We start from the raw sequence: 26085 nt of genomic DNA on the forward strand, positions 1-26085 counted from the left end.
ATGAAAATTATTTTTAAACTCCCTTTCTAAAACCCAACTTAACTATTTCATGCTAAGTTACTGTTTTATCAGAAGTTTTAATCTTCATCACCGCCGATGGATGTGCATTCTACAGCATTTCAGATGCCTTGCAACACCTTTTTTAAAACATTTGAAACGTGTGTTTATTTTATAAACCACAATATTTATAAATAACTGTTTTATATATAAAAAATATTTTAATAAAAATATTCATTATTTTATTTAGAAATTGTCAAAATAATTAAATATTTGATTATTATTAATTTTATTAAATTAAAAAAGCAAAAAGCAGAACTTTTGTCCTGCTTTTTGTACTGAATCTAATCAGATTAGAACTTCATACTGATTCTTGCCCAATAATTTCGTCCCATATTATTGAATTGTTCATTGGCCGCCAGACCGACACCTGCATTTCCCATCTTATTCAAATGCTCCGTATAGGTTTTATCTAACACATTATCAATACCCACTGATAAATCGATGTCTTCTGCTAAATTATAGGTTCCATTTAGCGATAATGTGCTAAAACCTGCGCTTGGCTGTAGATCGTATCCAACAATATTACCTTCATTCTTACTAATACGGTTTTGACCATCCACTACACGCCACAATAACCCAACATTGTATTTGTCTTGAATATAGCGCAAGTTAACTCGTGCTTCTAATGGAGAGATTTGGGGTAGCGGCGTATTGTCAGTTGTATTCTCACCCCAAGCGTACATTGCACTAACATCTGCTTGAATAGCATCTGTAAAGTTATAACCAATACCTGCTTCCGCACCAGCAATAATGGCATCAACATTTCTTGAATCGACAGTATTTTGCTTAGCACTCATATGCATTGAATGCCCATGCCCACTTGATTGTGTTTGTGGATATACCATCAAAATATAATCGTTAATTAAGCCTGTATAAGCTGACACCCAAGAATTAAATGCACCGTGTTCATGCTGATAGCCTAAATCAAGCTGTAATGTTTTCTCTGTTTCTAATTTTTTGAAAGTATTTGCCGTTACACCTTTGTAATCGGTTTTAAACAATTCCCAATAATCTGGCACACGTTCTACGTAACCTAAACCGATATAACTTTTACCATCATCATGGTTAGGGTGAGTATTTTCAAAACGGATAAATGCACTTGACAAAAGTTCTGTACGGCTGTGTTGAGTTTTTAAAGCATCAATTTCAACACGATCAATACGCGCACCTGATACAACACGATTGTTTCCTTCCAATTGATAAGTTAATTCACCAAAAGCACCATAAGACTGAAACTCCATATCAACTTTTAATGGCATATCCATGCTATTCGACTTCATACCACCAGCATGTTTATTGTGTTGAGAATCAAACCCCGTAATAAGTTGAGTTTTATCCCATTCACTTGTCATAGCTAAACGAGTATTGAGTGTACGGCGTGTTACCTGCATAGACATTGGATTATCCACCATTTGATGGTTGTCATCGTGTGTCTGAGGTACTTTTCTCAAACTATAATTATCCATAATATGGTCATTAAAATTATAGTTCACTTGCGCTTCAATTTTCTTAATTACATCTGTAATATTTTTCTTCTCAACACGCAAACCTAAGCTTTCTCGTGCAAACTGTGAACCATCCATGCCACGCCCTGCATAAACAGCTTCGCCATCAGCTTTTCCGCCTGTTAACTCAATCCATGTGTTTTCATCAGGTGTCCAACCTAATGCAATATCGGTATTCCATCTTTCCCAATCTGATGGAACTTTATTGTTATCACCATCCTTATAACTATCCGATACAGATCGGCTCGCATTTAAACGAATGTATTTTTTATCATCCCCTAATGCTGCTTCAACATTATGATCTAAACGACCATAAGAGCCCATAAGTACACTAGCTTGTCCACGGTAATTTTTATCTTCTGTAAAGCTTTCAGGATTACGTTCAAAAATAACTGTTGCAGCAGAACCTGTATTGGCATATTGAACCGTTTGTGGTCCTTTAATCACCGAAATACGGTCATAGCTTTCTGGCGAAATATAAGAGGTTGGTGAATCCATCCGGCTTGGGCAGGCACCTAGATTTTCTGTGCCATCAGTCAGGATTTTAATGCGTGAACCGAACATGCCACGAAAGGTCACATCGCCATTGGTACCTGCTCCGCTATTGACCGAACTAAAACCTACAATACTTTGCAGATAATCTGCACCATCGGTTGCCGGCACTGGCTGAATCGGCTGTTTCGGATCAGCACGGACAATCAGACCATTAGCATCATTACCGGCAGTTGAAGTCACCACAATCGGTGCCATGGTTTGTACTGGCATGGCTTCATTTGCCAGCACCATCGAAGAATAACAAGCAACACAAATCGCAGCCGCAAGGGGCTGTAAAGAAAATTTAGGCTGAGCCATTTTCTATCTCACTGAATACATAAATTGAACACGGCCTAAGTCAGTAAAGACCCAGGCAAAACAACGTGGATTTATGCAAACAGTGGCGGTGCCCGTCCCTGCGGGATTAAAAAGAGTCGCTGAAGGATAAACCAGACATGCTTAAAGGCTTGTTCAAAAGCCAATAGTCTGACCTGAATTCGATCCAGGACTTCTTTCACTTCAAGCTCAGGCGGCAAAACCAGGTTGCCATAGACAGTACAGTACTGACACTGATGACTGGCATCGTGTTCATGCGCTATGGAGTCCGAGGAAATAGGATGCTGATCAAGATGATGAGCAGGATGTTCAGAATGAACATGCGAGGAAACTAAAAGGGCACGCGTGATGGTTTCACAGACCGGAGCAACCTGATATTGCTTCGGCAGCAAAGGCTGTAAGAATACAGCAATCTGTAGAAATACCGCTAGAAAGGAAAGTAGCAGACCTCCCCGCAGAACCATAGGCAAACCCTTAAATTTATCTAGGCTGAGTATAACAAAACCCAATCAAAATTGGGCTTGTTGAATCATAAAAATTGCTTGGGAAAATAATTTTAGCGTTTAACTGCAACTTTTTCCTTATTGCGCTGGCGAACCAGTTTTTCTACTTTTTCACGGGCACGCTGACGTTTTAATGGCGACAGATAATCCACAAAAAGTTTACCATTTAAGTGATCCATTTCATGTTGGATGCACACAGCGAGAAGTCCATCAGCCTCTTGTTCAAAGGGTTGACCATCCAGACCAATTGCCTCAATTTTTACGCGTGACGGACGCTTAACTTTATCGTATATTTGAGGAACTGATAGACAGCCCTCTTCATAAGGCTGTGTTTCTTCAGTCAATGGTGTGATTTTGGGGTTAATGAACACCATGGGTTGATCTTTGTTTTCAGACAGGTCCATCACAATCAGCTGAATATGACGATCGACTTGGGTCGCGGCGAGTCCGATGCCTGGCGCTTCATACATGGTTTCAAACATATCTGCAGCGAGCTGACGAATTTCATCAGTAACTTCTTCGACTGGTTGTGCAATGGTACGAAGACGGGGATCCGGGAAACTTAAAATAGGTAATAAGGCCATACTGCGTCCTCAATTATGCCATTGATCAAAAAACCAAATGAAGGGAATGCTTCATCAAAAAAATGTGTGTAAGATCGTTATTATAACGCAATTACGCACATAATTTTAGGAATTATGATAATGAAAAAGGTTTTGAAGGGCATGCCATTTTTTAGTGCCTTGGGGTTAAAAAATCAAATGCTCGCACTGGCAGTTTGTGTCGGAATGAGTATGGGGACAATGTATTCAGCCGAGGCAGCTCCTGCCCGCAACGTTAATCCACCTGCTTTAAAAGCCAGTGCGCCTAATGTCTACGTGGTCAAAAAAGGCGATACATTGTGGGATATTTCAAAACGTTTCTTAAAAAATCCGGTGCGTTGGCCAGAAATCTGGGCCAGTAACAAGCACGTGAAAAATCCACATTGGATTTTTCCAGGTGATCGCCTGTTGATGTGTGACTATCAAGGTCGTCCAATTATTGGTAAAGACGAAGGTGATGGCTGTGAAGGTATCATCAGTCGTTATATCGGTAGTACTTCGTTACAACCACAGGTTCGTGTTGAATCTTTAAATAACACAATTCCAGTGATTCCATTGGCGCACATCCAGCAATGGTTGGAACGCTATACCATAGTGGCAGCTGATTCAGTTCAGGGTACGCCTTACATTCTCGGCACTGCAGACCAGCGCGTACTGGCCGGTAAAGGCCAGAAGGTCTATGCACGCGGCAATGGTTTGGTGGTTGGCCAGCGTTATGCGGTGTATCGTGAGGCAGACCCTTATGTCTTTACCGATGCCAATGGCAAGAAATATACGGCTGCTCTAGAGCTGCAACAGGTTGCTTCCGGAATCGCAGTACGTGGCGAAGGTGATGTCACCACGCTGGAATTGACAGATAGCTACAATGCCGAAGTGCGTCGTGGTGACCGTGTATTACCTGAATACGATCCGATGTTGCCTACCCTGTTCTATCCAGTGAATGCAGAAAATACGGTTGCTGGTGGTCAGATTGTGCGTGTACTGGGTTCAATTGGTACAGCAGCACGTCATAGTGTCGTGACAATTGACCGTGGTACGGCACATGGGGTTCAGACTGGTCATGTCTTTAGCGTAAACCAGAAAGGTGAAGTCGTGACTGATCCGAAAACCAAAGAGCGCGTACAGCTTCCAGGTGAGCGCATTGGCAATGTGATGGTCTTTAAAACTTTTGACCAGCTGAGCTATGCTTATGTGCTGGAAAGTGAGTTACCTATCAAGGTGGGTGCCAATATTCAAGCGCCATTGCTAGATGAATAATAGATTGATCTAACTTTACAACTGAAAGAATAAGAAGACACACGTATAGGTCTCGATATGCTGAACTCTTTATCACGCGTGCAACTGGAAACACTGACGTTATGGTATCTGGTTCAGCATTCTCTTTCGAGCTTCTATAAAATCAGTCAGCATTATTCAAGTCTGACCACAGCCATACAGCCTGATCAGGTGCCTACCTGGCAGGCGCTTGGCATTCATGCCAATCATGTCCAACGCTTAAAAGACTTCTCGCTTCCAGAATCACAACAGAAATTTCAGCGCTGTCTGGAAAAAGTTCAGCGAGATAGTGATTTTGTTCTACTCTACCATGATCTGCACTATCCACAGCAACTCAGCCACTATGTAGACAAACCACCGATTATTTTTGGCCAAGGTCAGCCGGATACCCTGCTACAAGCCCAAATTGCAGTTGTGGGAAGTCGCAAGCCGAGTCCTCATGGCCGGCAAGTAGCTTATGATTTTTCCTTTTATTTGAGTGAACAGGGTTTCTATATTAATAGTGGATTAGCACAAGGTATAGATGAAGCAGCACATCGGGCAGGATTAAAACATCAGGGAACCATTGCGGTGATGGGAACTGGACTGGATCAGACCTATCCTTCTCAACATGCACAATTGCGCCAGGAGATTATTGCGCATGGTGGTGCCGTCATTACCGAGTTTCTACCAGAAACCCCACCGTTGCAGCATCACTTTCCACGGCGTAACAGGATTGTCAGTGGCTTAAGTCTCGGGGTCATTGTGGCTGAAGCGACCTTAAAAAGCGGCTCTCTGATTACGGCCAAACTGGCTGCCGAACAAGGCAAGACTGTATTTGCCATTCCGGGACATATTTATAGTGAATATCATAAAGGTTGCCATCAGCTGATTCGTGAAGGCGCGATTCTGATTGATCACCCGCAACAGGTGATTGAAGAACTGGCACTGGCGACCCAATGGCAAGCCTTACAAAATGAAGTACAACATGACATGGCGGATGAACTTCCTGCACACATACCGCCCCATTTGCTCAGACTTTATAACCAGCTGGACTGGGTCGGACAGGACTTGGATCATCTCAGTCATCATCTGCAACAGGATGTTGCTTCTCTCACCGGTCAATTGATGGAACTGGAGCTACTTGGCTTTTGCACCCAGCAAGCCGGCATGTATCTACGTTGTCGTCCGCATAAATAAGGTTCACAATAGACACTTCTTGTTTTGATAAGGTATACACATGATCACCACCTCTGTTGCCGAAGCAGCTGAATGTCTCAAAACTGGACAGGTCTTGGCATACCCTACAGAGGCTGTTTGGGGTTTAGGTTGCGACCCCTATAATGAACAGGCATTTCACCAGATTTTAACCTTAAAACAGCGCCCGATTGAAAAAGGCGTGATTTTACTTGCAGCTCATATTTCACAAGTGGAACATTTACTTCAGGATCTAAGTAAAGAAATGCGTGAAAAAGTAATTGAGTCCTGGAGTAATGATCGACCTACAGACAGGGCGACCACCTGGCTACTCCCTGCCAATGACGATATTCCAGGCTGGATTAAAGGCAAACACCCTAAAGTGGCAGTGCGCGTGACCACTCATCCTCTTTGTGTAGCCTTGTGTCAGGCTTTTGGCGGTTTTATTGTTTCAACCAGTGCCAATCCTGCCGGCTTAGAACCTGCACGTTCCCTGCAAGATGCCATGCGTTATTTTGGTCAGGATCTGAATTATCTGAATGGTGATCTGGGACTGAGCCAGAAACCAAGCCGGATTATTGATGCCGTAACAGGTGAAATTATTCGTGACTGAGCCTTTGCTCAGTCATTTTTCTTTTCAAGTCGACTAAAGTTTTAAGACAAAAAAAAGCTCAACCATATAGGGATGGTTGAGCATAAAAAAGGATGTGTATCAATCACATCCAGAGGGTATCGAAATCTCTGGACATTTCAGCAACAGTTGCTGATCTGCGATGGAGCGTATTATGGGCGAACAGTTTAAAAAAAACAAATATATTTTAGCTCTTAAAAAGCAGCTTAAACCTATGATTAATCAATCATTATTTTAAAAAAATTCAAATTATCTTGCTCTTTTTAAAGTGCTTTTTGAAGAACCTAAAACCTCCCATCCTCGACTAAAGTCTATTTGTCTTTATTTACGAGATCATTCAAGCAAAAAAACTAAGTTTGTTTGTTCGTTTTTTAGGCAATTATTTGGCTTTTAGCAGCACCGGCGCCATGGTTTTTTTCTGGGCCAGTACAATGCCGAACAGAATAATCGCCCCACCAATACTGTGATAAATGGTCCAGGCCTCTTTTAACCAGACCAAGGCAATTAAAGCAGTAAACACCGGCATCAGGTTCATAAAGATACTGGTACGGTTCGGCCCCAGACGCTGAATCGCCATCATCCACAGCAAAGGTGCAATCAGTGACGGGAAAATACTGGCGTAGATGACGCTGCCAGCATTGGCCAGATTAATGACATCTAGACCCAACCACGCCACAAACGGCAGGTGATACAGCAATGCAAATAGAATCTGCACATACAGGCTCAGCATGAGCGGAATCTGCAGCTGCCATTTTTTCAGAAAGACCCCGTAAAAGGCATAGAAAAATACGGCAATAATCATCAGCAGATCACCCCACTGGCCGCCAGCATGCAACAGCCCCCACGGATTACCCTGCCCCATCACATAGATCAGCCCGGCAAAGGACAACAGACTGCCAATAATCGCATAGCGATTCGGGATATCGCGCAGAATCAGCATCGACACAAAAATGGTGAAAATTGGAATAAAGGCATTAATAATGCCCATATTGGTGGCGGTGGTGTAATGTGCGGCGGTATACGCCAGGCCCTGATACAGCACCAGACCAAATGCACTCAGCACTGCCAGCTGTTTCAGATGCGGGACGATCAGGGCACGTTCACGAATCACTCGCGGCAGAATAAACGGGGTCAGAATCAGAAAGGCAAAAAACCAGCGATAAAAACTGATGCTCACCGGCGAAATAAAGTCCGTCACATAGCGGGTCACGACAATATTCAGTGACCAGATCAGTACCGCACTGACCGGTAAAAGAATGGCCCAAGACAGCATTTTTTCTTGCTGTGTCATATTCTGTTCCTTGTTGAGTCGATAGACCTGAAGCAGACTCTGCTTCCTGCTCTGAATGAATGCCTTTTCACTTTATTTTTAAACTTTCCTTGCGCCCTCATTCTAGTCCAATTTAAGCGTTTTGGGGCAGTGTACTGCTGCGAAATGTTGTTCTGTTCAAGATCGTCCCATCATTCAGCCCTGCTTCAATCCAGTACCTGCTTAAAATATGCTGCGTTGACACAGCGCTATACAAAAATCTGTCAAAAGCCGCAGTAATGGGTCTTGCGGGATTGGGCAAAGCCCGTTACAACAGAGAACGATAATAAATCACTTTAGGATAAACACATGGCATCTGTATATGACATTCCGGTTGCGACCATTCAGTGTGAAGAAACCACGCTGAACCTGTATCAGGGCAAGGTGGTACTGATTGTAAACGTAGCCTCTAAATGCGGCCTGACCCCACAATATGAAGGTCTGCAAAAACTCTATCAGCAGAAAAAAGAACAAGGGCTGGAAATTCTAGGCTTCCCTTCCAATGATTTTCTGGAACAGGAACCTGGAAGTGAAAAGGAAATTCAGGAATTCTGTTCCCTGAACTATCAGGTGGATTTCCCGCTGTTTGCTAAAATTCCGGTCGTGGGTGAAGCTAAACATCCTTTGTATACTACTTTGACTCAAGCTGTGCCAGAACGTATCGGTGAAGGTCCGTGGTGGAAAGATCTGGTCGACTATGGCCTGACTCCAAATGAACCACCTGAAGTCCTCTGGAACTTTGAAAAGTTCCTGGTAAACAAACAGGGTGAAGTCGTTGCACGTTTTGCACCGGATATCACGGCAGATGATTCACGCCTGCTGGATGCAATCAATGCTGAGCTTGCTAAATAAGTCTTTTTAAATAGGTCGGTTGCAACTGATGACCAGTTTAGCCGACCTAGTTCATAGACATGAACATTGAATTTCATATTTTTTTCACAAACTTATCTAAAATTTATGTTTACTGAAACCGCCAAGACCCGATAAAACATGAGTCTATTTCCATAACAACTCGAGCGAAATAATATGAGTCAGTCCATTTATGAGATTCCGGTAAAAACCGTCACTGGAGAAAATACGACTTTGTCCGATTATCAGGACAAAGTTCTGCTGATTGTGAATGTCGCATCGAAATGTGGTTTAACCCCACAATATGAAGGACTGCAAAAACTTTATAATGAGAAAAAAACCGAAGGACTGGAAATTCTGGCTTTTCCTGCGAATAACTTTAAAGGTCAGGAACCGGGCACAGATGAGGAAATCCAGCAGTTCTGCAGTTTGAACTATAATGTAGATTTCCCGCTATTCTCCAAGATCTCTGTCGTGGGTGAAGATCAGCATCCTCTTTACTATTATCTGACCCAAGCTCAGCCGCAACGTACAGGCGGCGAAGATTTTGCAGAGCGCCTGAAAAGTTTTGGCAATACGCCAAATGAATTACCAGAAGTGCTATGGAACTTTGAAAAATTCCTGGTCAACAAGCAAGGTGAAGTGGTCGCGCGTTTTGCACCCAATATTCCGGCAGATGATGCTCGCTTGCGAGATGCGATTAATACAGAATTGGCTAAATAATTTGTAACAGTAATGTAAGTATCTATTTCAAGAATAGATACTTATTCTTTATATTAAAATCAAATACTTAAAACCATATTTACGTAGCTCTAAAATCTCCATGATTTACGCTTAATTTTTATTTTTCTACAACACTTCATTCCATATTTATCAATGAGTTGAGCCTAATATGCAGTTATCCCAAGAGAGATAACGATAGGTTCAAAGCATGAAAAACTTAGTAAAAGCAGTCATATTTTCATTATCTAGTGCACTTGTGGCGACTTCAGCTTTTGCTGCAGCTCCAGAGCATCACTCGCAACATCATCAGCCACAAAAAACGCATGTTCAGCAGCATGCACAGCATAAATCCCCTGCACACGCTCAACAGCATAAACAGGTACATAAGAAAGTAGATCCTTCACACGATTGGCGTGTAGGTCAAAAAGTACCGGCTCAGTTCCAGAGCAAAGTGTACAAGGTAGACCACAGCAAATACAAAAGACTCAGCAAACCTGGTAAAAACCAGCAATGGATCAAAGTAAATGGTGACTATATCCTGACCAATGTGATGAGCCATAACATTATCAAAATTAGTGCAGGATAAGTTTTATCCTCCTCGGTGAAAAAAGAGTGCTTCGGCACTCTTTTTTAATGTCTTAATCATTTGTATTCAAAATATTTGTTATGACTTTGCAACAATCTTTTTTATCTCCACATTTTATTCTTATAGTCATATCTTAGAACCACCTGCACCGAGACCACGATTTCATGTCCAAGATTCTTGTAAATGCTCTTCTTCCTTTTGCATTATTTAGCTCAGGCATTTTATTAATGGGCTGTGAACAGGCGACCGAAGCACCGGTCGAGCAAGAACAAAGTACTCTTTCTACTGATCTTGAACCTGCACAGCAAAGTGATCGCACGACGACTGCGCAAACAGAGCTGAAGTCTGGCAATATGTTTTATATGGTGCGTGATGTGGCCGATCTGCAATTCAAGGCGGGCAGTTATGTTGAACAGTTAAAACAGACCCAAACTGATCTGCAAACTGCGGTAGATACTAAAGATACCCAGCAACTGCAAGCTACAGCAGGCAAGTTACAACAACAGTTGACAGGCTTTAATCAAGCCTTAAGTGAACTGAATTTAAAAAGTCAGGAAATTGATCAGGTACGTAGCAATATCATGAGTGCCAATCAACAGGTTCTGGCTTCTCCTTTACTGAATGGCCAAGTCGATTTTAGCCAGGTTGATTTAAAGAAAATTGAAAGCCAGATGGTCAGTGTGCAAGCTGAAATGCTTAAACTGGCAGGCATGCTGATTCAAAACCCAGATAAAGACGCTTCATCAGAAGCTGAAACAGAAAACACCTGATTTACGATTATATCTCGTTCAAAAAGAAGCCACTGTTTAAGTGGCTTCTTTATTTTAAAAATTAAATATTATTTTTTTGGGCTTTTTACGACAACCAGACGTTTCTGCACAAATTCTTTGAAACCATCGCTTGAAAGTTCATGACCATAACCCGAGTTTTTAATCCCGCCAAATGGCAGCTCTGGGGCAGTATCGGTATACCAGTTGATCCAGATCATGCCGGTTTCTACACGTGAAGCCAGCTTTTTCGCCCGCTCAATATTTTGTGAATGAATCACGCCTCCGAGACCATAATTGGAATCATTGGCAATCGATACAATTTCATCTTCATCTTTTGCCACATAAATTTGAGCGACCGGGCCAAAGAATTCTTCATACCAAGCCGGATTATCACGGCTGATATTTTCCAGAATAGTTGGCTGATAGAAATTACCTTGATGTTCATAAGGCTTACCACCAGTCAAAACTTTCGCGCCATTCTCTACAGCTTTATCCACCTGCTTGGTCAGTTTTTCCAACGCATCTGCCGAAGACAGTGGGCCAAGAGTAGTTTCAGAATCCAATGGATCACCAATTTTTAAGCCTTCAAAGACCTCGAGCATGCCCGCTTTAAATTGTTCTGCAATTTTCTCATGCAGGATAAAACGTTTAGCTGCTGTACAAACTTGCCCCGTGTTATTAACGCGTGCCTGACAGCCAATTTTGATCGCTTTTTCCAGATCAGCATCATCCAGCACAATGAATACATCATTACCGCCCAATTCTAATGTGGATTTGGTGACATATTTACCGGCCTGCCCCGCTACTGCACGCCCTGCACCTTCTGATCCCGTAAGAGCAACGCCTTGTACACGTGGATCTGCGATAATATCTGCGACCTGATCACTACTGATAAACAGATTAGTCCACACACCTTTCGGTGCGCCTGCATCCAGAATCAACCGTTCAAAGGCTTCAGCACATTGCGGAACGATGCTGGCATGCTTGGCTACCACAGGGTTGCCAATCGCGCAGTTTGGCGCAAAGACACGCATCAATTGATAGAATGGAAAGTTCCAGGGTTCTACCGCCATAATAATGCCTAAGGGATGATGTTCTACCCAAGCTTCTCCCAGTTCCGTTTCATAAGAAACTGGCGCTAAAAACTCTTTGGCATGATCAGCATAGTATTCTGCAATTTTGGCGCAGGTTTCAATTTCACCTTCACTCTGCTTGATCAGCTTACCCATATCCAGCGTCATGATTTTAGCCAGTTCTGACTTACGTTCCCGCATATTGTTTGCCAGTTTACGAAGTACCTCAATCCGGGTATCTACTTGTTGAATCCAATCCGACTTCAGGATTTTTTCTGCGGTATCCAAAGCATTCTGGATATCTTGATCAGTATGTGACGGATAATCTTTTAATTTCTGGTTATTAAAGGGGTTAATGGATTGATAACTCATAATTAGATCCCTGCTTGGCCAATTCAATTTTTATAAATGGATAACAACGTGATTCGCGTCGTGACAGAGGTAGTAGAACCGTGAAGCTTTTTACTGAATAAATCTGGAAAGCTTAAAGACGCCATATCAACTTAGCATTGTTTTTTTCTGACTATGACTTTGCTTACAGATTGGTTCAAAAGATTACGCAGCGCAGGTAAAAGTTATATCGAGTGGTACAAAGTGAAAGTTATTTAAGAACCAGAAATACTAAAACTGATACTTTCAACATTCATACTTCCAAAAATTCCTAGTTAAAACAAACAATCCAAATCAGCTGTTCTAAGGCGATGCCTAAATAATATAAATTTCAAATTTTCAGGTGTGTAGTACATTATCTATATAGCGGATAAAAGAAAATTAATCATGAATCAAATAATATCTACTATCATTCAAACAGCAGAAAACTATTTTGATAATGCAGTTTTAGAAACGACCGATACTATTTTTCAAGAAATTGTAAAAGCTTTTCCAGTAGCATCATCAGGTTTAACAATTTATCAAGCTTTTAGGAATTATAACGAAAAGCAAAAACTGAAAGATATCCTAGAATTTATAAAAGAAGGCGAAAGTTTGGCATCAGGCACATTACTAAAAATCTTCAAGGATCAAAATAACTTAGAAATAGGTAGTCAGCTACTCAATGCATTAGATAAAACTTATTTAGTGCATCAATCCAAAATGCTTGCTCGACTTGCTCTTTTATATGATGTAAAGGAAATTAATAGAGCAAATTTTCTCAGATATGCTCATATTATTCCTCACTTCACTTCTTTTTTATTAGAAGGCTTAGAAAAGGCATATGTAGCCTTTGAAAAAATAAAACCAATAAAAATTATCACCTTAAAAATGAAGAATGTAATTTTTCAGCATCTGAATTAGAAAGATTTGGTTTTTTATATGTTGTTGCAACATTCGGTACTGGCAATAATTATGGCAGATCAAAAGACTTAATCTTTTTCTATGAGAATATTTATCAACATAAACATAGAAAAAATTAAACCCATAAAAAAACCACCCTTTCGGGTGGTTTTTTCAATCTTAAACTAGCAATTACATTGCACGGTTTTTGATTTTGCGGATCGTTTCCAACTGAGCAGCAGTTTCTGCAAGAGCAGCCAAAGCAGCAGCAGAGTCCAAATCGCTCTTTTGATTTGCTAGCAATTGTTCAGCGTGTTTACGCGCTTCAATAATTGCCGCTTCATCCAAGTTTTCTGCACGGACTGCTGTATCAGCAAGAACCGTAACAACATGCGGTTGAACTTCTAGAACACCACCAGATACATAGATTAATTCTTCTGTACCGTTTTCCAAAATAACGCGGATCGCGCCAGGTTGGAGCAAAGTTACCAGCGGAGCATGACCAGGCATAATACCTAACTCACCGCCAGCACCTTTAGCAATTAGCATAGTTACAGTGCCTGAGTACAAAGACTCTTGAACACTTACAACGTCACATTGCATAGTCGCCATGAGAATCTCCTAAATTAGGGAACTAATTAAAGTTTCTCAGCTTTAGCAATCACTTCGTCAATACCACCAACCATGTAGAACGCTTGTTCTGGGATGTGATCGTATTCACCAGCTAGAAGACCTTTAAAGCCACGAATCGTTTCTTTAAGCGGTACAAGTTTACCAGGAGCACCAGTAAACACTTCAGCTACGTGGAACGGTTGAGAGAAGAAACGTTGGATCTTACGTGCACGGTATACAGTAAGTTTGTCTTCTTCTGACAATTCGTCCATACCAAGAATTGCGATAATGTCTTTCAATTCTTTATAACGTTGAAGAACGTTTTGAACTGAACGAGCGATTTCGTAATGCTCAGTACCAACTACAAGTGGATCTAGCTGACGTGAAGTAGAGTCAAGTGGATCGATCGCAGGGTAAATACCTTGTGAAGCGATGTCACGGCTCAATACAACAGTTGCGTCCAAGTGAGCGAACGTAGTTGCAGGCGATGGATCTGTTAAGTCATCGGCAGGTACGTATACCGCTTGGATTGACGTAATAGAACCAGACTTAGTCGATGTAATACGTTCTTGAAGAACACCCATCTCTTCTGCAAGAGTCGGTTGGTAACCTACTGCAGATGGCATACGGCCTAGAAGTGCTGATACTTCAGTACCCGCTAGTGTATAACGATAGATGTTGTCGACGAACAATAGTACGTCACGGCCTTTACCGTTTTCGTCTTTTTGATCACGGAAGTACTCAGCCATAGTCAGACCAGTCAACGCTACGCGTAAACGGTTACCTGGTGGCTCGTTCATCTGACCGTAGACCATTGCTACTTTGTCTAGAACGTTAGAGTCTTTCATCTCGTGATAGAAGTCATTACCTTCACGGGTACGCTCACCAACACCAGCAAACACAGATAAACCTGAGTGAGCTTTAGCGATGTTGTTGATCAACTCCATCATGTTTACAGTTTTACCAACACCGGCACCACCGAACAGACCAACTTTACCACCTTTCGCGAACGGGCAAAGTAAGTCGATGACTTTAATACCAGTTTCTAGAAGGTCAGTAGAAGCCGCTTGTTCTGCATAAGAAGGCGCTTGACGGTGAATTGGTAAACGCTCTTCAGTCGCAACAGGACCAGCTTCGTCGATAGGGCGACCAAGAACGTCCATGATACGGCCAAGAGTCGCTGTACCTACTGGTACAGAGATCGGAGCGTTAGTGTTAGTTACGTTCAAACCACGCTTAAGGCCTTCAGTAGAACCCATTGCAATAGTACGAACTACGCCATCACCAAGTTGTTGCTGAACTTCTAAAGTAGTTTCAGTACCGTCAACTTGGAGAGCGTCATAGATCTTAGGAACGCTGTTACGTTCAAACTCGACGTCGATAACCGCGCCGATGATCTGAATGATACGACCGCTACTCATTGCTGTCTCCTCAATTCAAACTAATATATGTTAAACGGCAGCGGCACCACCAACGATCTCAGAAATTTCCTGAGTAATCGCGGCTTGACGCAGCTTGTTATAAATAAGTTGCAGGTTCTTGATCAACTCACCCGCGTTATCAGTTGCAGCTTTCATTGCAACCATACGAGCAGACTGCTCACACGCGATGTTTTCGATCACACCTTGATACACCACAGACTCGATGTAACGAACCAACAAGCCATTTAAAAGCTCTTCAGCTTCAGGCTCGTAGATGTAGTCCCAACCGTATTGACGGTTAAGCGTCTTGTCTTCTTCAGCAGCTGCCAAAGGAACAAGCTGTTCGATCTTTTGGTTTTGAGTCATGGCGTTGACAAAGCCGTTAGAAACCAGATAAATACGATCTAATTCGCCTTTATCATAAGCGTCTAACATCACCTGTACAGAACCAGATAACTGTTCAAGACTTGGAGTGTCGCCCACTTGAGTGGTCGCACCAAGCACTTTACCGCCGTAGTTTTTAAAAAACGAAACCGCTTTTTGACCAATCAAAGCAAATTGAACTTCAATTGACTGCTCTTGTTGCTGCTGAACGTGTTTTACCACTTTCTTGAACAGGTTAATGTTCAAACCACCAGCAAGGCCACGATCTGAAGACACAATGATATAGCCAACGCGCTTAACAGGACGTTCAACCATATAACGGTGTTTATATTCAGGATTCGCTTGTACCAAATGAGCAATTACACGGTGCATATTTTCGGCATACGGACGGCCTTGAGCCATGCGCTCTTGCGCACGACGCATCTTAGAAGCTGCTACCATCTGCATCGCGCGAGTAATTTTCTGCGTGCTTTTGATACTAGCTACTTTGGCGCGAATTTCTTTTAAATTTGCCATACGCTTAACCTAGTATTCGAAGGCCCTTACGAGCCCTCGAAGGTTGATTCCGTGAACCAAACCAACACCAATCTAGCAAGTTGCTAAATTAGTAAGTTTGAGTCGCTTTGAATTTTTCAATACCAGCTTTGAATTCAGCTTCGATATCTTTATCCCAAGCACCAGTCTCGTCAATTTTTTGCATTAATGCAGCGTGTTCTGAACGGAAGTAAGCAATTAACGCAGCATCAAAGTCTACGATTTTCTTAACTTCTACGTCAGCCATGTAGCCTTCGTTAGATGCATAAACTGATACAGCTTGGTCAGCGATTGAGTATGGAGCATATTGTTTTTGCTTCATCAACTCAGTTACGCGTTGACCGTGTTCAAGCTGTTTACGAGTTGCTTCGTCAAGGTCAGAAGCGAACTGAGCAAACGCTGCCAATTCACGGTACTGTGCAAGTGCAGTACGGATACCACCAGACAATTTCTTAATGACTTTAGTCTGCGCAGAACCACCAACACGAGATACAGAGATACCCGCGTTCACAGCAGGACGAATACCCGCGTTGAACAATGATGTTTCTAGGAAGATCTGACCATCAGTAATCGAAATTACGTTGGTTGGTACGAATGCAGATACGTCACCTGCTTGAGTTTCAATAATCGGCAATGCAGTTAATGAACCAGTTTGGCCTTTAACTTCACCGTTAGTGAATTTCTCAACGTAGTCAGCAGATACACGAGAAGCACGTTCAAGTAGACGTGAATGTAGATAGAACACGTCACCTGGATAAGCTTCACGACCTGGTGGACGACGAAGAAGCAATGAAATTTGACGGTAAGCAACAGCTTGTTTAGACAAGTCATCATAGATGATAAGCGCGTCTTCACCGCGGTCACGGAAGTATTCACCCATTGTACAGCCAGAGTATGGAGCCAAGAACAGCATTGCTGCTGGATCGGCTGCAGCAGCTGCTACAACAGTTGTATACGCCATAGCGCCAGTTTCTTCTAGCTTACGTACTACGTTTGCGATAGTTGATTGTTTTTGACCAACTGCAACGTAGATACATTTAATGCCAGAGTTTTTCTGAGCGATGATCGCGTCGATCGCCATAGCTGTTTTACCAGTCTGACGGTCACCAATGATCAACTCACGTTGACCACGGCCTACTGGGATCATTGTATCTACTGATTTATAACCAGTTTGTACAGGTTGATCCACTGATTGACGCCAAATTACGCCTGGTGCTACTTTTTCAACAGCATCAGTCAGTTTTGCATCAATAGGGCCTTTACCATCAATCGGGTTACCCAAAGCGTCTACGACACGGCCAAGAAGTTCAGGGCCAACCGGAACTTCTAATACACGACCTGTACAACGAGCTTTTTGACCTTCTTGAAGGCTTAAGTAGTTACCTAAAACAACGACGCCCACTGAATCCTGTTCTAGGTTCAGTGCCATACCGTATAAGCCGCCGTCGAATTCGATCATTTCACCGTACATTGCATCAGCAAGGCCGTGAATGCGCACAATACCGTCGGATACCATAACAATGGTACCTTCGTTTTTAGCGGTCGCGCTGGTGTCCAGATCGCCGATACGCTGTTTAATGAGCGCACTGATCTCGGATGGATTCAGTTGTTGCATTGCGCTATACCTCAATCTTTTTAAAGTTCAGTCTTCTTATATGCAATTAAGCTAGAAGACGAGTACGCATTTTTTCAAGCTTATTAAGCGCAGAATCATCTATCACTTGGTCGCCTGCACGAATAACCACACCCGCGATTAACGCCGGGTTAACTTCTACAGAAACATTTACTGCTGCATTGAATTTTTTCTCTAACGCATGAGTAAGAAGTTGTTCCTGTACAGAAGTCAATGGGAATGCTGATTCAATTACAACATCCACAGTATTGTTATTCTGTGATTTGAGCTGTTCATATTCTGCAGCGATTTCAGGAAGCAAAGCCAAACGTGCATTTTCAGCAAGCATAGTCAAAAAGTTTGACACTGCAGGCGTTTGGTCTTCGCCTAAAACTTTAGCAAAAAGTGCCACCTGCTCAGCAGGTGTCAACTCAGGGCGATTTAGATAAGCTGAAAATGCTTCGTCTTGCACCGCAGCACTGAGCAATTCAAGTGCAGTTGACCAAGAGTCAGCTGTACCTTGCTCAGAAGCGTAAGCAAATGCTGCTTTAGCGTAAGGGCGTGCCAACGTCAAGAGTTCAGCCATAATCCGCCTCTCTTAAAGTTTAGCAGCCAGCTGAGTCAGCATGGCATTGTGAGCTTCTGCGTCAACTTGCTGGCTAAGAATTTTCTCAGCACCAGCAACTGCAAGAGCAGCCACTTGTTGACGTAATTCTTCGCGAGCAGCATTGATTTCAGTATCAACAGCTTCTTTAGCTTGTTGACGAATACGCTCACCTTCAGCTGACGCTTGAGTACGAGCTTCTTCGACCAATTGCGCTGCACGACGGTTCGCTTGTTCGATCAATTGAGCCGCTTGTGCTTTTGCCGCGTCCAGTTCAGCTTTCACTTGTGCTTGCGCATCTGCAAGGTCAGCCTTCGCTTTTTCAGCAGCATTTAAGCCATCAGCGATTTTACGCTGACGTTCACTAATCGCATTGATTAGTGGTGGCCATACAAACTTCATGCAGAATGCGACGAAAATCGCAAACGCAATCGCTTGGCCAAACAATGTGAGGTTGATATTCATTGCAAATTCCTCAAATAGTGAATTTCGGAATTAAGCTGATTAACCTACAAATGGATTAGCGAAGATGAAGAACAAGCCAATACCAACACCGATCATAGGCACAGCATCAAGAAGACCCGCGATTAAGAACATACGAGTTTGAAGTTGTGGAGCCAATTCTGGTTGACGAGCTACAGCTTCAAGGAAACGGCCGCCTAGAAGACCAAAACCAATCGCAGTACCTAAAGCACCGAAAGCGATCAAGATAGCAGATGCAATTGCAACTAGACCTAAAGTGAGTTCCATGATAATTCCTCAGAGGTTAGGTTTATACCAAATTAAGTTAAAAAATTGTGCCCAACCATCCCGTGACAGTTAGGCAATACCATTAATGCTTTTCGCTTGCCATGCTCAAGTATACGATAGTCAGCATCATGAAAATGAATGCTTGTAGCGTAATAACAAGAATGTGGAAGATCGCCCAAGGCACAGATAACGCCCACTGGATCCAGAACGGTAATAACGCGATAAGAATGAAGATTAACTCACCCGCATACATGTTACCGAATAGTCGTAGAGCCAATGAAACTGGACGTGCAAGGAAGGTTACTAATTCCAGAATCAAGTTCACTGGAATAAGAATCGCTTTTGCAACTGGGTTACTTGGGTTAAATGGGTTAAGTGCTAGTTCACCAACGAAGCCGCCAACACCTTTTTCACGGATGCTGTAGAACAAGATAAGTGCAAATACAGACAATGACATACCAAGGGTAATGTTAGGGTCAGTAGATGGAACGATCTTGAAGTATACGTGGTGTGGATCAATACCAAACAGGCCACCAATCACGTGTTGAGCGACATAAGGAATCCAGTCAACCGGGATAAGGTCCATCAAGTTCATGAGGAAAATCCACACGAAGATGGTTAGCGCTAGTGGAGCGATCAAACGCGATTTACCATGGAAGGTATCGCGTACACTTGAGTCAACAAACTCGATAATCATTTCGATTGCAGACTGGAACTTGGTAGGAACACCAGAGTTTGCAGCTTTCGCTACGAGCCAGAATAACAAGCAGAAAATGATACCGAGGCCGATTGACCAACCCATTGAATCCAAGTGAATAGCAGTGAACCCCATCTGTTGAGCTTCAGCACCATTCTCGGCCAATTTCCATGTACCGTCTGGCATTTTGCCATAGGTCATATTGGTCAAGTGATGCTTGATATACTCGGTCGAAGTAAGGGCATGTTCTTCAGCAGCCATAAATCACACCTGGTCAATGTCAAAAAACTATAGAACAAACGAATATCGCGTGCTGCTTGATATCTCGCCTGCTCCTAAAAAAACTTTTCAATTTTTTGTTGTGTTTAAACTCGTTTTTGTAGACGTGACACCCAAAAAGGAGCGACCCACGACATGGCTTGAACGAGCATAAAACCACAAAACAACGCAACCGGGGATAACGGCTTGACATTGCTTAAAATTAAAATGAAACCAACAATCACAATTGCAAACTTGCCCATCAGGCCTTTATACATGTTCGAAAGAACCTGCTTAGATGCCCGGGCTCCTGCCGCTCGAAATGATTGCCATGAAAAATAACAACTCGCAAGCCAGCAGACGAACGCCCCCAAAGCGGCACTCAAGGCTAAGGTTGAGTCTTTCACGACCCAGCCAATTAAGGCTGAAACAGGAATCATTAATGCTTGTAAGAGGACTAAAGCTTTCGCTAATCGTCGGTCAATCAAGCGACTAGTTCGGCTCATTATTTATTCACTCACAGCAAGCACGCTTGACAAGTTTAGCTGATGATTATTTTTAATCGCAGGCATTATAGAGTTACACCCCTGAACATGCAATCTTTTCCCGACCTTAGTCGTGTTTTTTTCAACAGATCAAATGCTGGCAAACTAATCAAAACTTGATTATTTTTAAATCATTGATGGGCATTTAACACACATTTACGGGTTTGCTCGGCCAATTTCTGCCAGGCCTGGATAAAGTCCCCTGCCCCACTCATGCTTTCATCGACACTCTGGAATACAATCGGTTTCAGTTTACGGTACTGATTTTCACCAGCATGTGCTTCTGCCAGCAGACACATTTTGCTCTGCACACGACTGTCTTGCAGATACTTGATCTGCGCCACGGTTGGTGACACATGTGGATCATCCGTCAAAGCCCCCATGAACTTCAGGTTCAATGGGCGTTCCAGATATTGATAGGCATCATGATAGGACCAATAAGGTTTAGCTTTACTTGTAGAACTATAACGCTGTGCAGTCAAAAACATGGTTTGGGCAAAGTCACGCGCATTTTTCCAATAGGCCTCCCGATGCTCAGGCAGTTGCTGAGAACGTAGGGCTGCAATAAAGAAACCGATACGTACTGCATTGTTAGGATCGAGCCAAACATGAGTATCGACAGTATCTTTTAAGGCTTGCCCACGTGGATTACGCATTGGCAAAGTGGTCAGAATACCCGAATCTAAAATCGCGATACTTTTATTGTTATTGTTCAACACTTTTGCCAACGGTGCTTCATGTGCCTGCCCTAACCAGATCACCAGACCAGCATCCTGAATCGTTTTCCGGTGTGCCGGGGTCAGGCTGACATCATGACCGCTTTGATTGGCCAATAATAAAGTCGGCTGTTCCACGCCTTGAGTAATGGTCTTGGCAATCAGATAAATCGGCTGCGTTGAAACCACCAGACTTTGCGACCAGCTAAGGGTACTGAAAAAAGCCAGGCTACACAGGGCAAGGAAACGGAACATGAAGAGAAATCGCTATATAAAGACAAATTTGATAGTGTTATAATATAACAAAATTACAAAAATACCTATGCCCAATCGAAACTCTGGGCGCTTCATGTTAAGATTTGAAATCTTTTAATTTTCAGTTTCGCACCTGAGGTGAACTATGGGTTCATGTTCGCACGAACACCACAATGCATTGCACGGCGTACACGACCATCCAAATGTCGCGCAACGTCTGGCCGAAGCAGAGAGTCTTTGTGCGGCAAGTGGCGCACGCCTCACTCCTTTACGCAAAGAGGTATTGGAACTGATTCTGAATGCAAGCGGCCCAATGGGTGCGTATGATCTGCTGGCACAAATGAAAAATGCCAGCGACCGTCCTGCTGCCCCACCCACAGTGTACCGTACACTCGACTTTCTATTAGAAAAAGGCTTTATTCACCGCTTGACCTCTATTAATGCCTATATTCCCTGCTGCCATCCGCGTGAAGGCCATCAGGCAGCATTCTTGATTTGTACTGAATGTAAAGCGGTTAAAGAAGCATCTGCACAAGGTTTATTAGAACAACTGGATGCCTTGGCGGCTTCAGACGATTTTAGTGCACACCACAGCATTATCGAAATTTCAGGAATCTGTCAGCAGTGTCGCAACAAAGCTTGAATGCATCACCCTTGATCCAGCTTTCCAAGATCTGGGTCAATATTGATGATCGTGACATTTTAAAGGCCATTGATTTCTCTTTGCAGGAGAAAGAGATTGTTACGCTGATTGGTCCGAATGGTGCCGGTAAGTCGACCTTAATAAAGGTCATGCTTGGGATCGTCAAACCGAAATCCGGTGAAATCAAAACGGCGCGCAAGCTGAAATTCTCTTATGTGCCACAGAAATTCAATCCTTCACATAGTTTACCGCTACGTGTCAAAGATCTGTTGGCGTTAGAAAAATGCCCTTCAGCTATTAAAGCTGAAATTATCCGTGATACCGGTATTGCCAAACTGGAAAATTCTAAAGTACAACAGCTTTCCGGCGGTGAACGTCAACGTGTTCTGCTAGCACGTGCCTTATTACGTCAGCCAGATATTCTGGTACTGGATGAACCGATGCAAGGACTGGATATTCAATCCGAAGCTGAACTGTATGAATATGTGCGTAGCCTGCCGGAAAAATATGGCTGTGCCATTTTAATGGTATCACATGACCTGCAATGGGTGATGCAAGGTACGCATCGTGTGGTATGCCTGAATAAACATATCTGCTGTAGCGGCCTGCCAGAAAGCGTACAGCAGCATCCAGAATATCAAGCCATTTTTGGTACCAACCGGGTGTTCTACCAGCATCATCATGACCATTGTGCGCATGGTGATTCAGCCACACCATGCCAGCACGATTCACGCCCCCACATTCACCCCGAGCCGGAAGCTTAAGCCATGATGGATTGGTTATCTCTCCTATTACCTGCATGGATTATGGGGACACTCTTGGTATTCCTGACAGCACCACTCGGCTGTCTGATGCTGTGGCGTCGTATGTCTTTCTTTGCAGATACGATGGCACATGGCACTTTGCTCGGTGTTGCGATTGCTGGTGCGATGAGCCTGCCACTCTGGATGGGTGTCAGCTTTATTGCAGTCTTATTGGTCGCTGTACTTTGGGTACTGTATGACCCACGCTTGCCAAATGATGCGCTGCTTGCACTCTGCTCCGCCACCCTGCTCTGTTCAGGGCTGTTATTCATTCAGCATTTACCGAATTTAAGACCGGAACTGCTTAGCTATTTGTTTGGTGATCTACTCACCATTTCATGGACAGATCTTCCTACTTTTGCCGTCGTGATTATCTTGGCATTGGCCGTTCTATATAAAAGCTGGCAGGCACAAATCCAAATTGCAATTGATCCTGATATGGCGATCAGTGAAGGGGTGAATGCAAAACTGCAACGTCTGATCTTTATGCTCTTATTGGCATTGTTTACTGTATTAGCATTACGTGCGGTCGGTTCTCTTTTGATGGGTGCATTGCTGGTGATTCCAGCTTTGACGGCTCGCCTACTGGCAAATTCTCCTCGTCAAATGGTGATCTGGGCTTTTGTGATTGCACAAATTGGTGTGACAGTCGGGCTCTGGTCAAGTGCAGGTCTGAATACGTCAACAGGTCTGACCATTGTGCTGACCATGTCAGTGCTGTTTGCTGCTATTTTTATCCTGCAGAAGTTTAAAAAACTGGCTTAAGACATGGCAGGCAAATTTTACCTGATCAGTGCCTGCTTGCTTGGACACAAGGTTCGATATGATGGCCGCGACTGTCTGGTAAAAGAGTTGGTCGATTATTTATTGCTGGATCAATATGTCACGATTTGCCCTGAAGTCAGTGGTGGTTTGCCTATACCCCGACCCGCAGCAGAGATTCAAGGCGGGACAGGATTAGAAGTTCTTAAAAGTTTAGCTCAAGTAACAGATATTCAAGGACAGGATGTATCTACTGCTTTTACACAGGGAGCTTATGCTGCCTTGGAGCTAGCACAGAAATTTCAAGTCACCCATGCTGTCTTAAAAGCCAATAGTCCATCTTGCGGCAGCAAGCTGATTTATGATGGTTCATTTACTGGAAATAAAATTCAGGGTGATGGCGTGACGGCCGCATTATTTAAACAGCATGATATTGAGGTCATGACTGAAGATGAATTTTTACAGATGATTCTTTAAGAGATCGTTGAATTCCCTCTCCTTTAAGGAGAGGTTTCCCTACTGATGCACCAAACTCAATAAAAACGCAGCTCCAGCGAACAAGCTGGCAAAAGTTCGATTCATGACTTTCTGCTGTTTTGGCGATTTCAGAAGGCGCAAAACCTTGGCAGCCAGACCGGTATAACCTGCCATCACAATCAGATCAATCGTCACCATGGTCGCAGCCATAATCACATATTGAATCCATTGCGGTTTAGATAAGTCCAGAAATTGCGGCAATACTGCCAGCAAAAATACAATTGCCTTGGGATTACTCATATTGACCAGAAAACCGTGGATGACGAGTTTCCCAGCTGATTTTCGTGCGAGTTCATGTTTAATTTCAATCGACTGTGCCGGTGCTTTCCACTGCAAAAAGGCCAGATACAATAAATAGGCAACCCCAAACCATTTCACTGCAAGAAATGCCCAAGGTGTAGTCGTGAACAATACTCCTGCCCCGGCAGCCACAATGGCAATTTGAACCAATAGGGCGAATTGCAAACCGAGCGCATTCCAGTATCCATGTCGAAAGCCATAATTCAGTCCGCTCGACATTGAAGCAATAGCACCCGCGCCTGGGGAAATACTGATCACCCAACAGGCTAACATATAAGCAAACCAGACTTGATAGGACATGGAGATTTAACTCATTCAAATTCAGGATCTAATTATATGACTTTTCCAATATTTTCAGCCAAAAAAATTGCTTAAACATCAGACTGCATACTATTCACTCTATAGCGCTTCAGGCACAATAGCAGGATTGGATACAGAAAATTTATTACAGGAGCCATGAATGACAGCCCAATCTGTAATTTTGCCATTACCTTCAGATCATGCTCGCTTTATTGTTTTACGTCTGAAAGATCTCAGTATTGAAGATTTTAAGGAACGATTAGAACAGCTCTTTACTACACGCGATCGCCTGATTACCCAACATCCGAATGCGCAAATTAAAACGGCTGTCGCTTTTGGTCCTGAGCTCTGGTCAAAACTGTATGAACAGGCACCTGCTGGTTTTAAACAATTAGAGCCAATTCAAGGTTCATTTCATATGCCTGTGGTTCCCGCTGATGTACTGATTCATATTGCCAGTGCGCGTGCCGATATCTGTTTCGCCTTGAGTCAGTCTTTCTTCGAAGGTATTCGCGATCAGGTTGAAGTATTAGATGAGCGTGTTTGCTTCCGTTACTTTGATGGCCGTGATATTACCGGTTTCATCGATGGGACTGAAAATCCACAATTTCCGGATGATCGAGCTGAAGTGGCTTTACTCGGTGAAGATGCTGGTATTTTCCAAGACGGTTCATTCATTTTTGCACAGCGTTATGCGCATAACCTGGATAAATGGAAAAAACTCAAAGTCGATGCTCAAGAACAAGTGATGGGTCGTACCAAACTTGAATCGATTGAGCTCGAGGATGAGGTAAAACCTGCCAATGCGCATATCGCTCGTACTGTTGTTGAAGATGAGGAAGGCGAGGAAATGGAAATTCTACGTCACTCTCTGCCTTATGGAGATGGTCGTGGTGACCAAGGCCTATTCTTCATTGCTTATACCAAAGACCTGAAAATCATTGATGCCATGTTAGTGCGTATGTTTGGTACATCAGGCGATGGGATCCATGACCGCTTGCTACATTTCGTGAATCCAATGGATGGTGCGTATTACTTTGCACCAAGTGAGGAGTTGCTAGAAGAGGTTTTGGAAGGATAAAAAACAAAAAAGCAGCTATCCTTAGCTGCTTTTTTTTGTTTTTTAAATGTCCCGTCCTGAAATAAGT

Annotated in this window: 29 protein-coding genes; 13 read left to right on the plus strand and 16 right to left on the minus strand. The window is 43.1% G+C overall.

Annotation, left to right across the window (positions count from 1 at the left end):
• Positions 1-350 precede the first annotated feature (350 nt).
• The 3 genes from B3Q46_RS06545 to def form a co-directional block, all read right to left on the minus strand.
• Entirely contained in the window at positions 351-2417 is a 2067-nt protein-coding gene (locus B3Q46_RS06545) for a TonB-dependent copper receptor (RefSeq protein WP_286714010.1), read from the minus strand.
• A gap of 71 nt (positions 2418-2488) precedes the next feature.
• The gene (locus tag B3Q46_RS06550) at positions 2489-2899 is read right to left on the minus strand and encodes a DUF2946 family protein (RefSeq protein ID WP_104426935.1); all 411 of its coding nucleotides are present in this window, start codon (positions 2897-2899) and stop codon (positions 2489-2491) included.
• Between the two features lie 92 nt (positions 2900-2991).
• On the minus strand, positions 2992-3522 hold the full coding sequence (gene def, locus B3Q46_RS06555; RefSeq protein ID WP_175966347.1) for a peptide deformylase: 531 nt from the start codon (positions 3520-3522) through the stop codon (positions 2992-2994).
• A gap of 120 nt (positions 3523-3642) precedes the next feature.
• Here def and B3Q46_RS06560 point away from each other — a divergent pair, with 120 nt between their 5' ends.
• Genes B3Q46_RS06560 through B3Q46_RS06570 form a run of 3 tightly spaced genes read left to right on the plus strand, consistent with a single transcriptional unit; the run spans position 3643 to position 6604 of the window.
• Entirely contained in the window at positions 3643-4797 is a 1155-nt protein-coding gene (locus B3Q46_RS06560; protein ID WP_286714011.1) for a LysM peptidoglycan-binding domain-containing protein, read from the plus strand.
• 57 nt (positions 4798-4854) lie between these two features.
• Complete coding sequence (gene dprA / locus B3Q46_RS06565; protein WP_286714012.1) at positions 4855-5994, plus strand: DNA-processing protein DprA; 1140 nt, start codon at positions 4855-4857, stop codon at positions 5992-5994.
• A gap of 40 nt (positions 5995-6034) precedes the next feature.
• On the plus strand, positions 6035-6604 hold the full coding sequence (locus tag B3Q46_RS06570; protein ID WP_286714013.1) for an L-threonylcarbamoyladenylate synthase: 570 nt from the start codon (positions 6035-6037) through the stop codon (positions 6602-6604).
• A 397-nt stretch (positions 6605-7001) separates the two neighbouring features.
• On the opposite strand, the gene B3Q46_RS06575 is transcribed toward B3Q46_RS06570, so the two are convergent.
• Entirely contained in the window at positions 7002-7913 is a 912-nt protein-coding gene (locus tag B3Q46_RS06575) for a DMT family transporter (RefSeq protein WP_286714014.1), read from the minus strand.
• 327 nt (positions 7914-8240) lie between these two features.
• Here B3Q46_RS06575 and B3Q46_RS06580 point away from each other — a divergent pair, with 327 nt between their 5' ends.
• The 4 genes from B3Q46_RS06580 to B3Q46_RS06595 all read left to right on the plus strand — a co-directional run bounded on the left by B3Q46_RS06580 (position 8241) and on the right by B3Q46_RS06595 (position 10859).
• Positions 8241-8783 carry a glutathione peroxidase gene (locus B3Q46_RS06580; protein ID WP_286714015.1) on the plus strand — a complete coding sequence of 181 codons (543 nt, stop codon included), beginning with the start codon at positions 8241-8243 and terminating at the stop codon, positions 8781-8783.
• 174 nt (positions 8784-8957) lie between these two features.
• Entirely contained in the window at positions 8958-9503 is a 546-nt protein-coding gene (locus B3Q46_RS06585; protein ID WP_286714016.1) for a glutathione peroxidase, read from the plus strand.
• A 208-nt stretch (positions 9504-9711) separates the two neighbouring features.
• Complete coding sequence (locus B3Q46_RS06590; protein ID WP_286714017.1) at positions 9712-10089, plus strand: RcnB family protein; 378 nt, start codon at positions 9712-9714, stop codon at positions 10087-10089.
• Between the two features lie 164 nt (positions 10090-10253).
• Positions 10254-10859 (plus strand): primosomal replication protein PriC, encoded by a 606-nt coding sequence (locus B3Q46_RS06595; RefSeq protein WP_286714018.1) that lies wholly within the window; start codon positions 10254-10256, stop codon positions 10857-10859.
• Positions 10860-10927: 68 nt separating this feature from the next.
• On the opposite strand, the gene B3Q46_RS06600 is transcribed toward B3Q46_RS06595, so the two are convergent.
• A complete protein-coding gene (locus B3Q46_RS06600) occupies positions 10928-12304 on the minus strand; it encodes an NAD-dependent succinate-semialdehyde dehydrogenase (RefSeq protein ID WP_286714019.1) in 1377 nt (458 codons plus the stop codon).
• A gap of 405 nt (positions 12305-12709) precedes the next feature.
• Between B3Q46_RS06600 and B3Q46_RS06605 the strand changes: the two genes are divergently transcribed.
• Positions 12710-13225, plus strand: coding sequence for a hypothetical protein (locus B3Q46_RS06605; RefSeq protein ID WP_286714020.1), 516 nt, complete (start codon positions 12710-12712; stop codon positions 13223-13225).
• A 171-nt stretch (positions 13226-13396) separates the two neighbouring features.
• On the opposite strand, the gene B3Q46_RS06610 is transcribed toward B3Q46_RS06605, so the two are convergent.
• From B3Q46_RS06610 to B3Q46_RS06655, 10 genes are all read right to left on the minus strand, one after another.
• The gene (locus B3Q46_RS06610) at positions 13397-13816 is read right to left on the minus strand and encodes a F0F1 ATP synthase subunit epsilon (protein ID WP_004780711.1); all 420 of its coding nucleotides are present in this window, start codon (positions 13814-13816) and stop codon (positions 13397-13399) included.
• Positions 13817-13842: 26 nt separating this feature from the next.
• A complete protein-coding gene (gene atpD / locus B3Q46_RS06615; RefSeq protein ID WP_004780710.1) occupies positions 13843-15237 on the minus strand; it encodes a F0F1 ATP synthase subunit beta in 1395 nt (464 codons plus the stop codon).
• 30 nt (positions 15238-15267) lie between these two features.
• Positions 15268-16137 (minus strand): F0F1 ATP synthase subunit gamma, encoded by an 870-nt coding sequence (atpG, locus tag B3Q46_RS06620; RefSeq protein ID WP_004780708.1) that lies wholly within the window; start codon positions 16135-16137, stop codon positions 15268-15270.
• An 88-nt stretch (positions 16138-16225) separates the two neighbouring features.
• Entirely contained in the window at positions 16226-17770 is a 1545-nt protein-coding gene (gene atpA, locus B3Q46_RS06625) for a F0F1 ATP synthase subunit alpha (protein ID WP_005233393.1), read from the minus strand.
• A 46-nt stretch (positions 17771-17816) separates the two neighbouring features.
• Complete coding sequence (locus B3Q46_RS06630) at positions 17817-18353, minus strand: F0F1 ATP synthase subunit delta (RefSeq protein ID WP_004780705.1); 537 nt, start codon at positions 18351-18353, stop codon at positions 17817-17819.
• A 12-nt stretch (positions 18354-18365) separates the two neighbouring features.
• Complete coding sequence (locus B3Q46_RS06635) at positions 18366-18836, minus strand: F0F1 ATP synthase subunit B (RefSeq protein WP_004780703.1); 471 nt, start codon at positions 18834-18836, stop codon at positions 18366-18368.
• 39 nt (positions 18837-18875) lie between these two features.
• Positions 18876-19121 (minus strand): F0F1 ATP synthase subunit C, encoded by a 246-nt coding sequence (gene atpE, locus B3Q46_RS06640; protein ID WP_000424060.1) that lies wholly within the window; start codon positions 19119-19121, stop codon positions 18876-18878.
• 82 nt (positions 19122-19203) lie between these two features.
• The gene (gene atpB, locus B3Q46_RS06645) at positions 19204-20079 is read right to left on the minus strand and encodes a F0F1 ATP synthase subunit A (RefSeq protein ID WP_004780701.1); all 876 of its coding nucleotides are present in this window, start codon (positions 20077-20079) and stop codon (positions 19204-19206) included.
• Positions 20080-20183: 104 nt separating this feature from the next.
• A complete protein-coding gene (locus tag B3Q46_RS06650; RefSeq protein WP_004780700.1) occupies positions 20184-20582 on the minus strand; it encodes an ATP synthase subunit I in 399 nt (132 codons plus the stop codon).
• 170 nt (positions 20583-20752) lie between these two features.
• A complete protein-coding gene (locus tag B3Q46_RS06655; RefSeq protein ID WP_286714021.1) occupies positions 20753-21592 on the minus strand; it encodes a metal ABC transporter solute-binding protein, Zn/Mn family in 840 nt (279 codons plus the stop codon).
• A 145-nt stretch (positions 21593-21737) separates the two neighbouring features.
• On the opposite strand from B3Q46_RS06655, the gene B3Q46_RS06660 reads away from it, so the two are divergent.
• Genes B3Q46_RS06660 through B3Q46_RS06675 form a run of 4 tightly spaced genes read left to right on the plus strand, consistent with a single transcriptional unit; the run spans position 21738 to position 24277 of the window.
• Positions 21738-22235, plus strand: coding sequence for a transcriptional repressor (locus tag B3Q46_RS06660; protein WP_005233384.1), 498 nt, complete (start codon positions 21738-21740; stop codon positions 22233-22235).
• Positions 22217-22999 (plus strand): zinc ABC transporter ATP-binding protein ZnuC, encoded by a 783-nt coding sequence (gene znuC, locus B3Q46_RS06665; RefSeq protein ID WP_005233382.1) that lies wholly within the window; start codon positions 22217-22219, stop codon positions 22997-22999. The genes B3Q46_RS06660 and znuC overlap by 19 nt, the downstream gene beginning before the upstream one ends.
• A 3-nt stretch (positions 23000-23002) precedes the next feature.
• The gene (gene znuB, locus B3Q46_RS06670) at positions 23003-23803 is read left to right on the plus strand and encodes a zinc ABC transporter permease subunit ZnuB (protein ID WP_004780694.1); all 801 of its coding nucleotides are present in this window, start codon (positions 23003-23005) and stop codon (positions 23801-23803) included.
• Positions 23804-23806: 3 nt separating this feature from the next.
• Complete coding sequence (locus B3Q46_RS06675; RefSeq protein WP_286714022.1) at positions 23807-24277, plus strand: DUF523 domain-containing protein; 471 nt, start codon at positions 23807-23809, stop codon at positions 24275-24277.
• A 39-nt stretch (positions 24278-24316) separates the two neighbouring features.
• On the opposite strand, the gene B3Q46_RS06680 is transcribed toward B3Q46_RS06675, so the two are convergent.
• Positions 24317-24937 carry a LysE family transporter gene (locus B3Q46_RS06680; protein ID WP_104426924.1) on the minus strand — a complete coding sequence of 207 codons (621 nt, stop codon included), beginning with the start codon at positions 24935-24937 and terminating at the stop codon, positions 24317-24319.
• A 160-nt stretch (positions 24938-25097) separates the two neighbouring features.
• On the opposite strand from B3Q46_RS06680, the gene B3Q46_RS06685 reads away from it, so the two are divergent.
• Positions 25098-26018 carry a Dyp-type peroxidase gene (locus B3Q46_RS06685; RefSeq protein WP_286714023.1) on the plus strand — a complete coding sequence of 307 codons (921 nt, stop codon included), beginning with the start codon at positions 25098-25100 and terminating at the stop codon, positions 26016-26018.
• Positions 26019-26085 lie beyond the last annotated feature (67 nt).

This window comes from Acinetobacter sp. UBA2581 (assembly GCF_002339435.1).
GTDB lineage: Bacteria > Pseudomonadota > Gammaproteobacteria > Pseudomonadales > Moraxellaceae > Acinetobacter > Acinetobacter variabilis.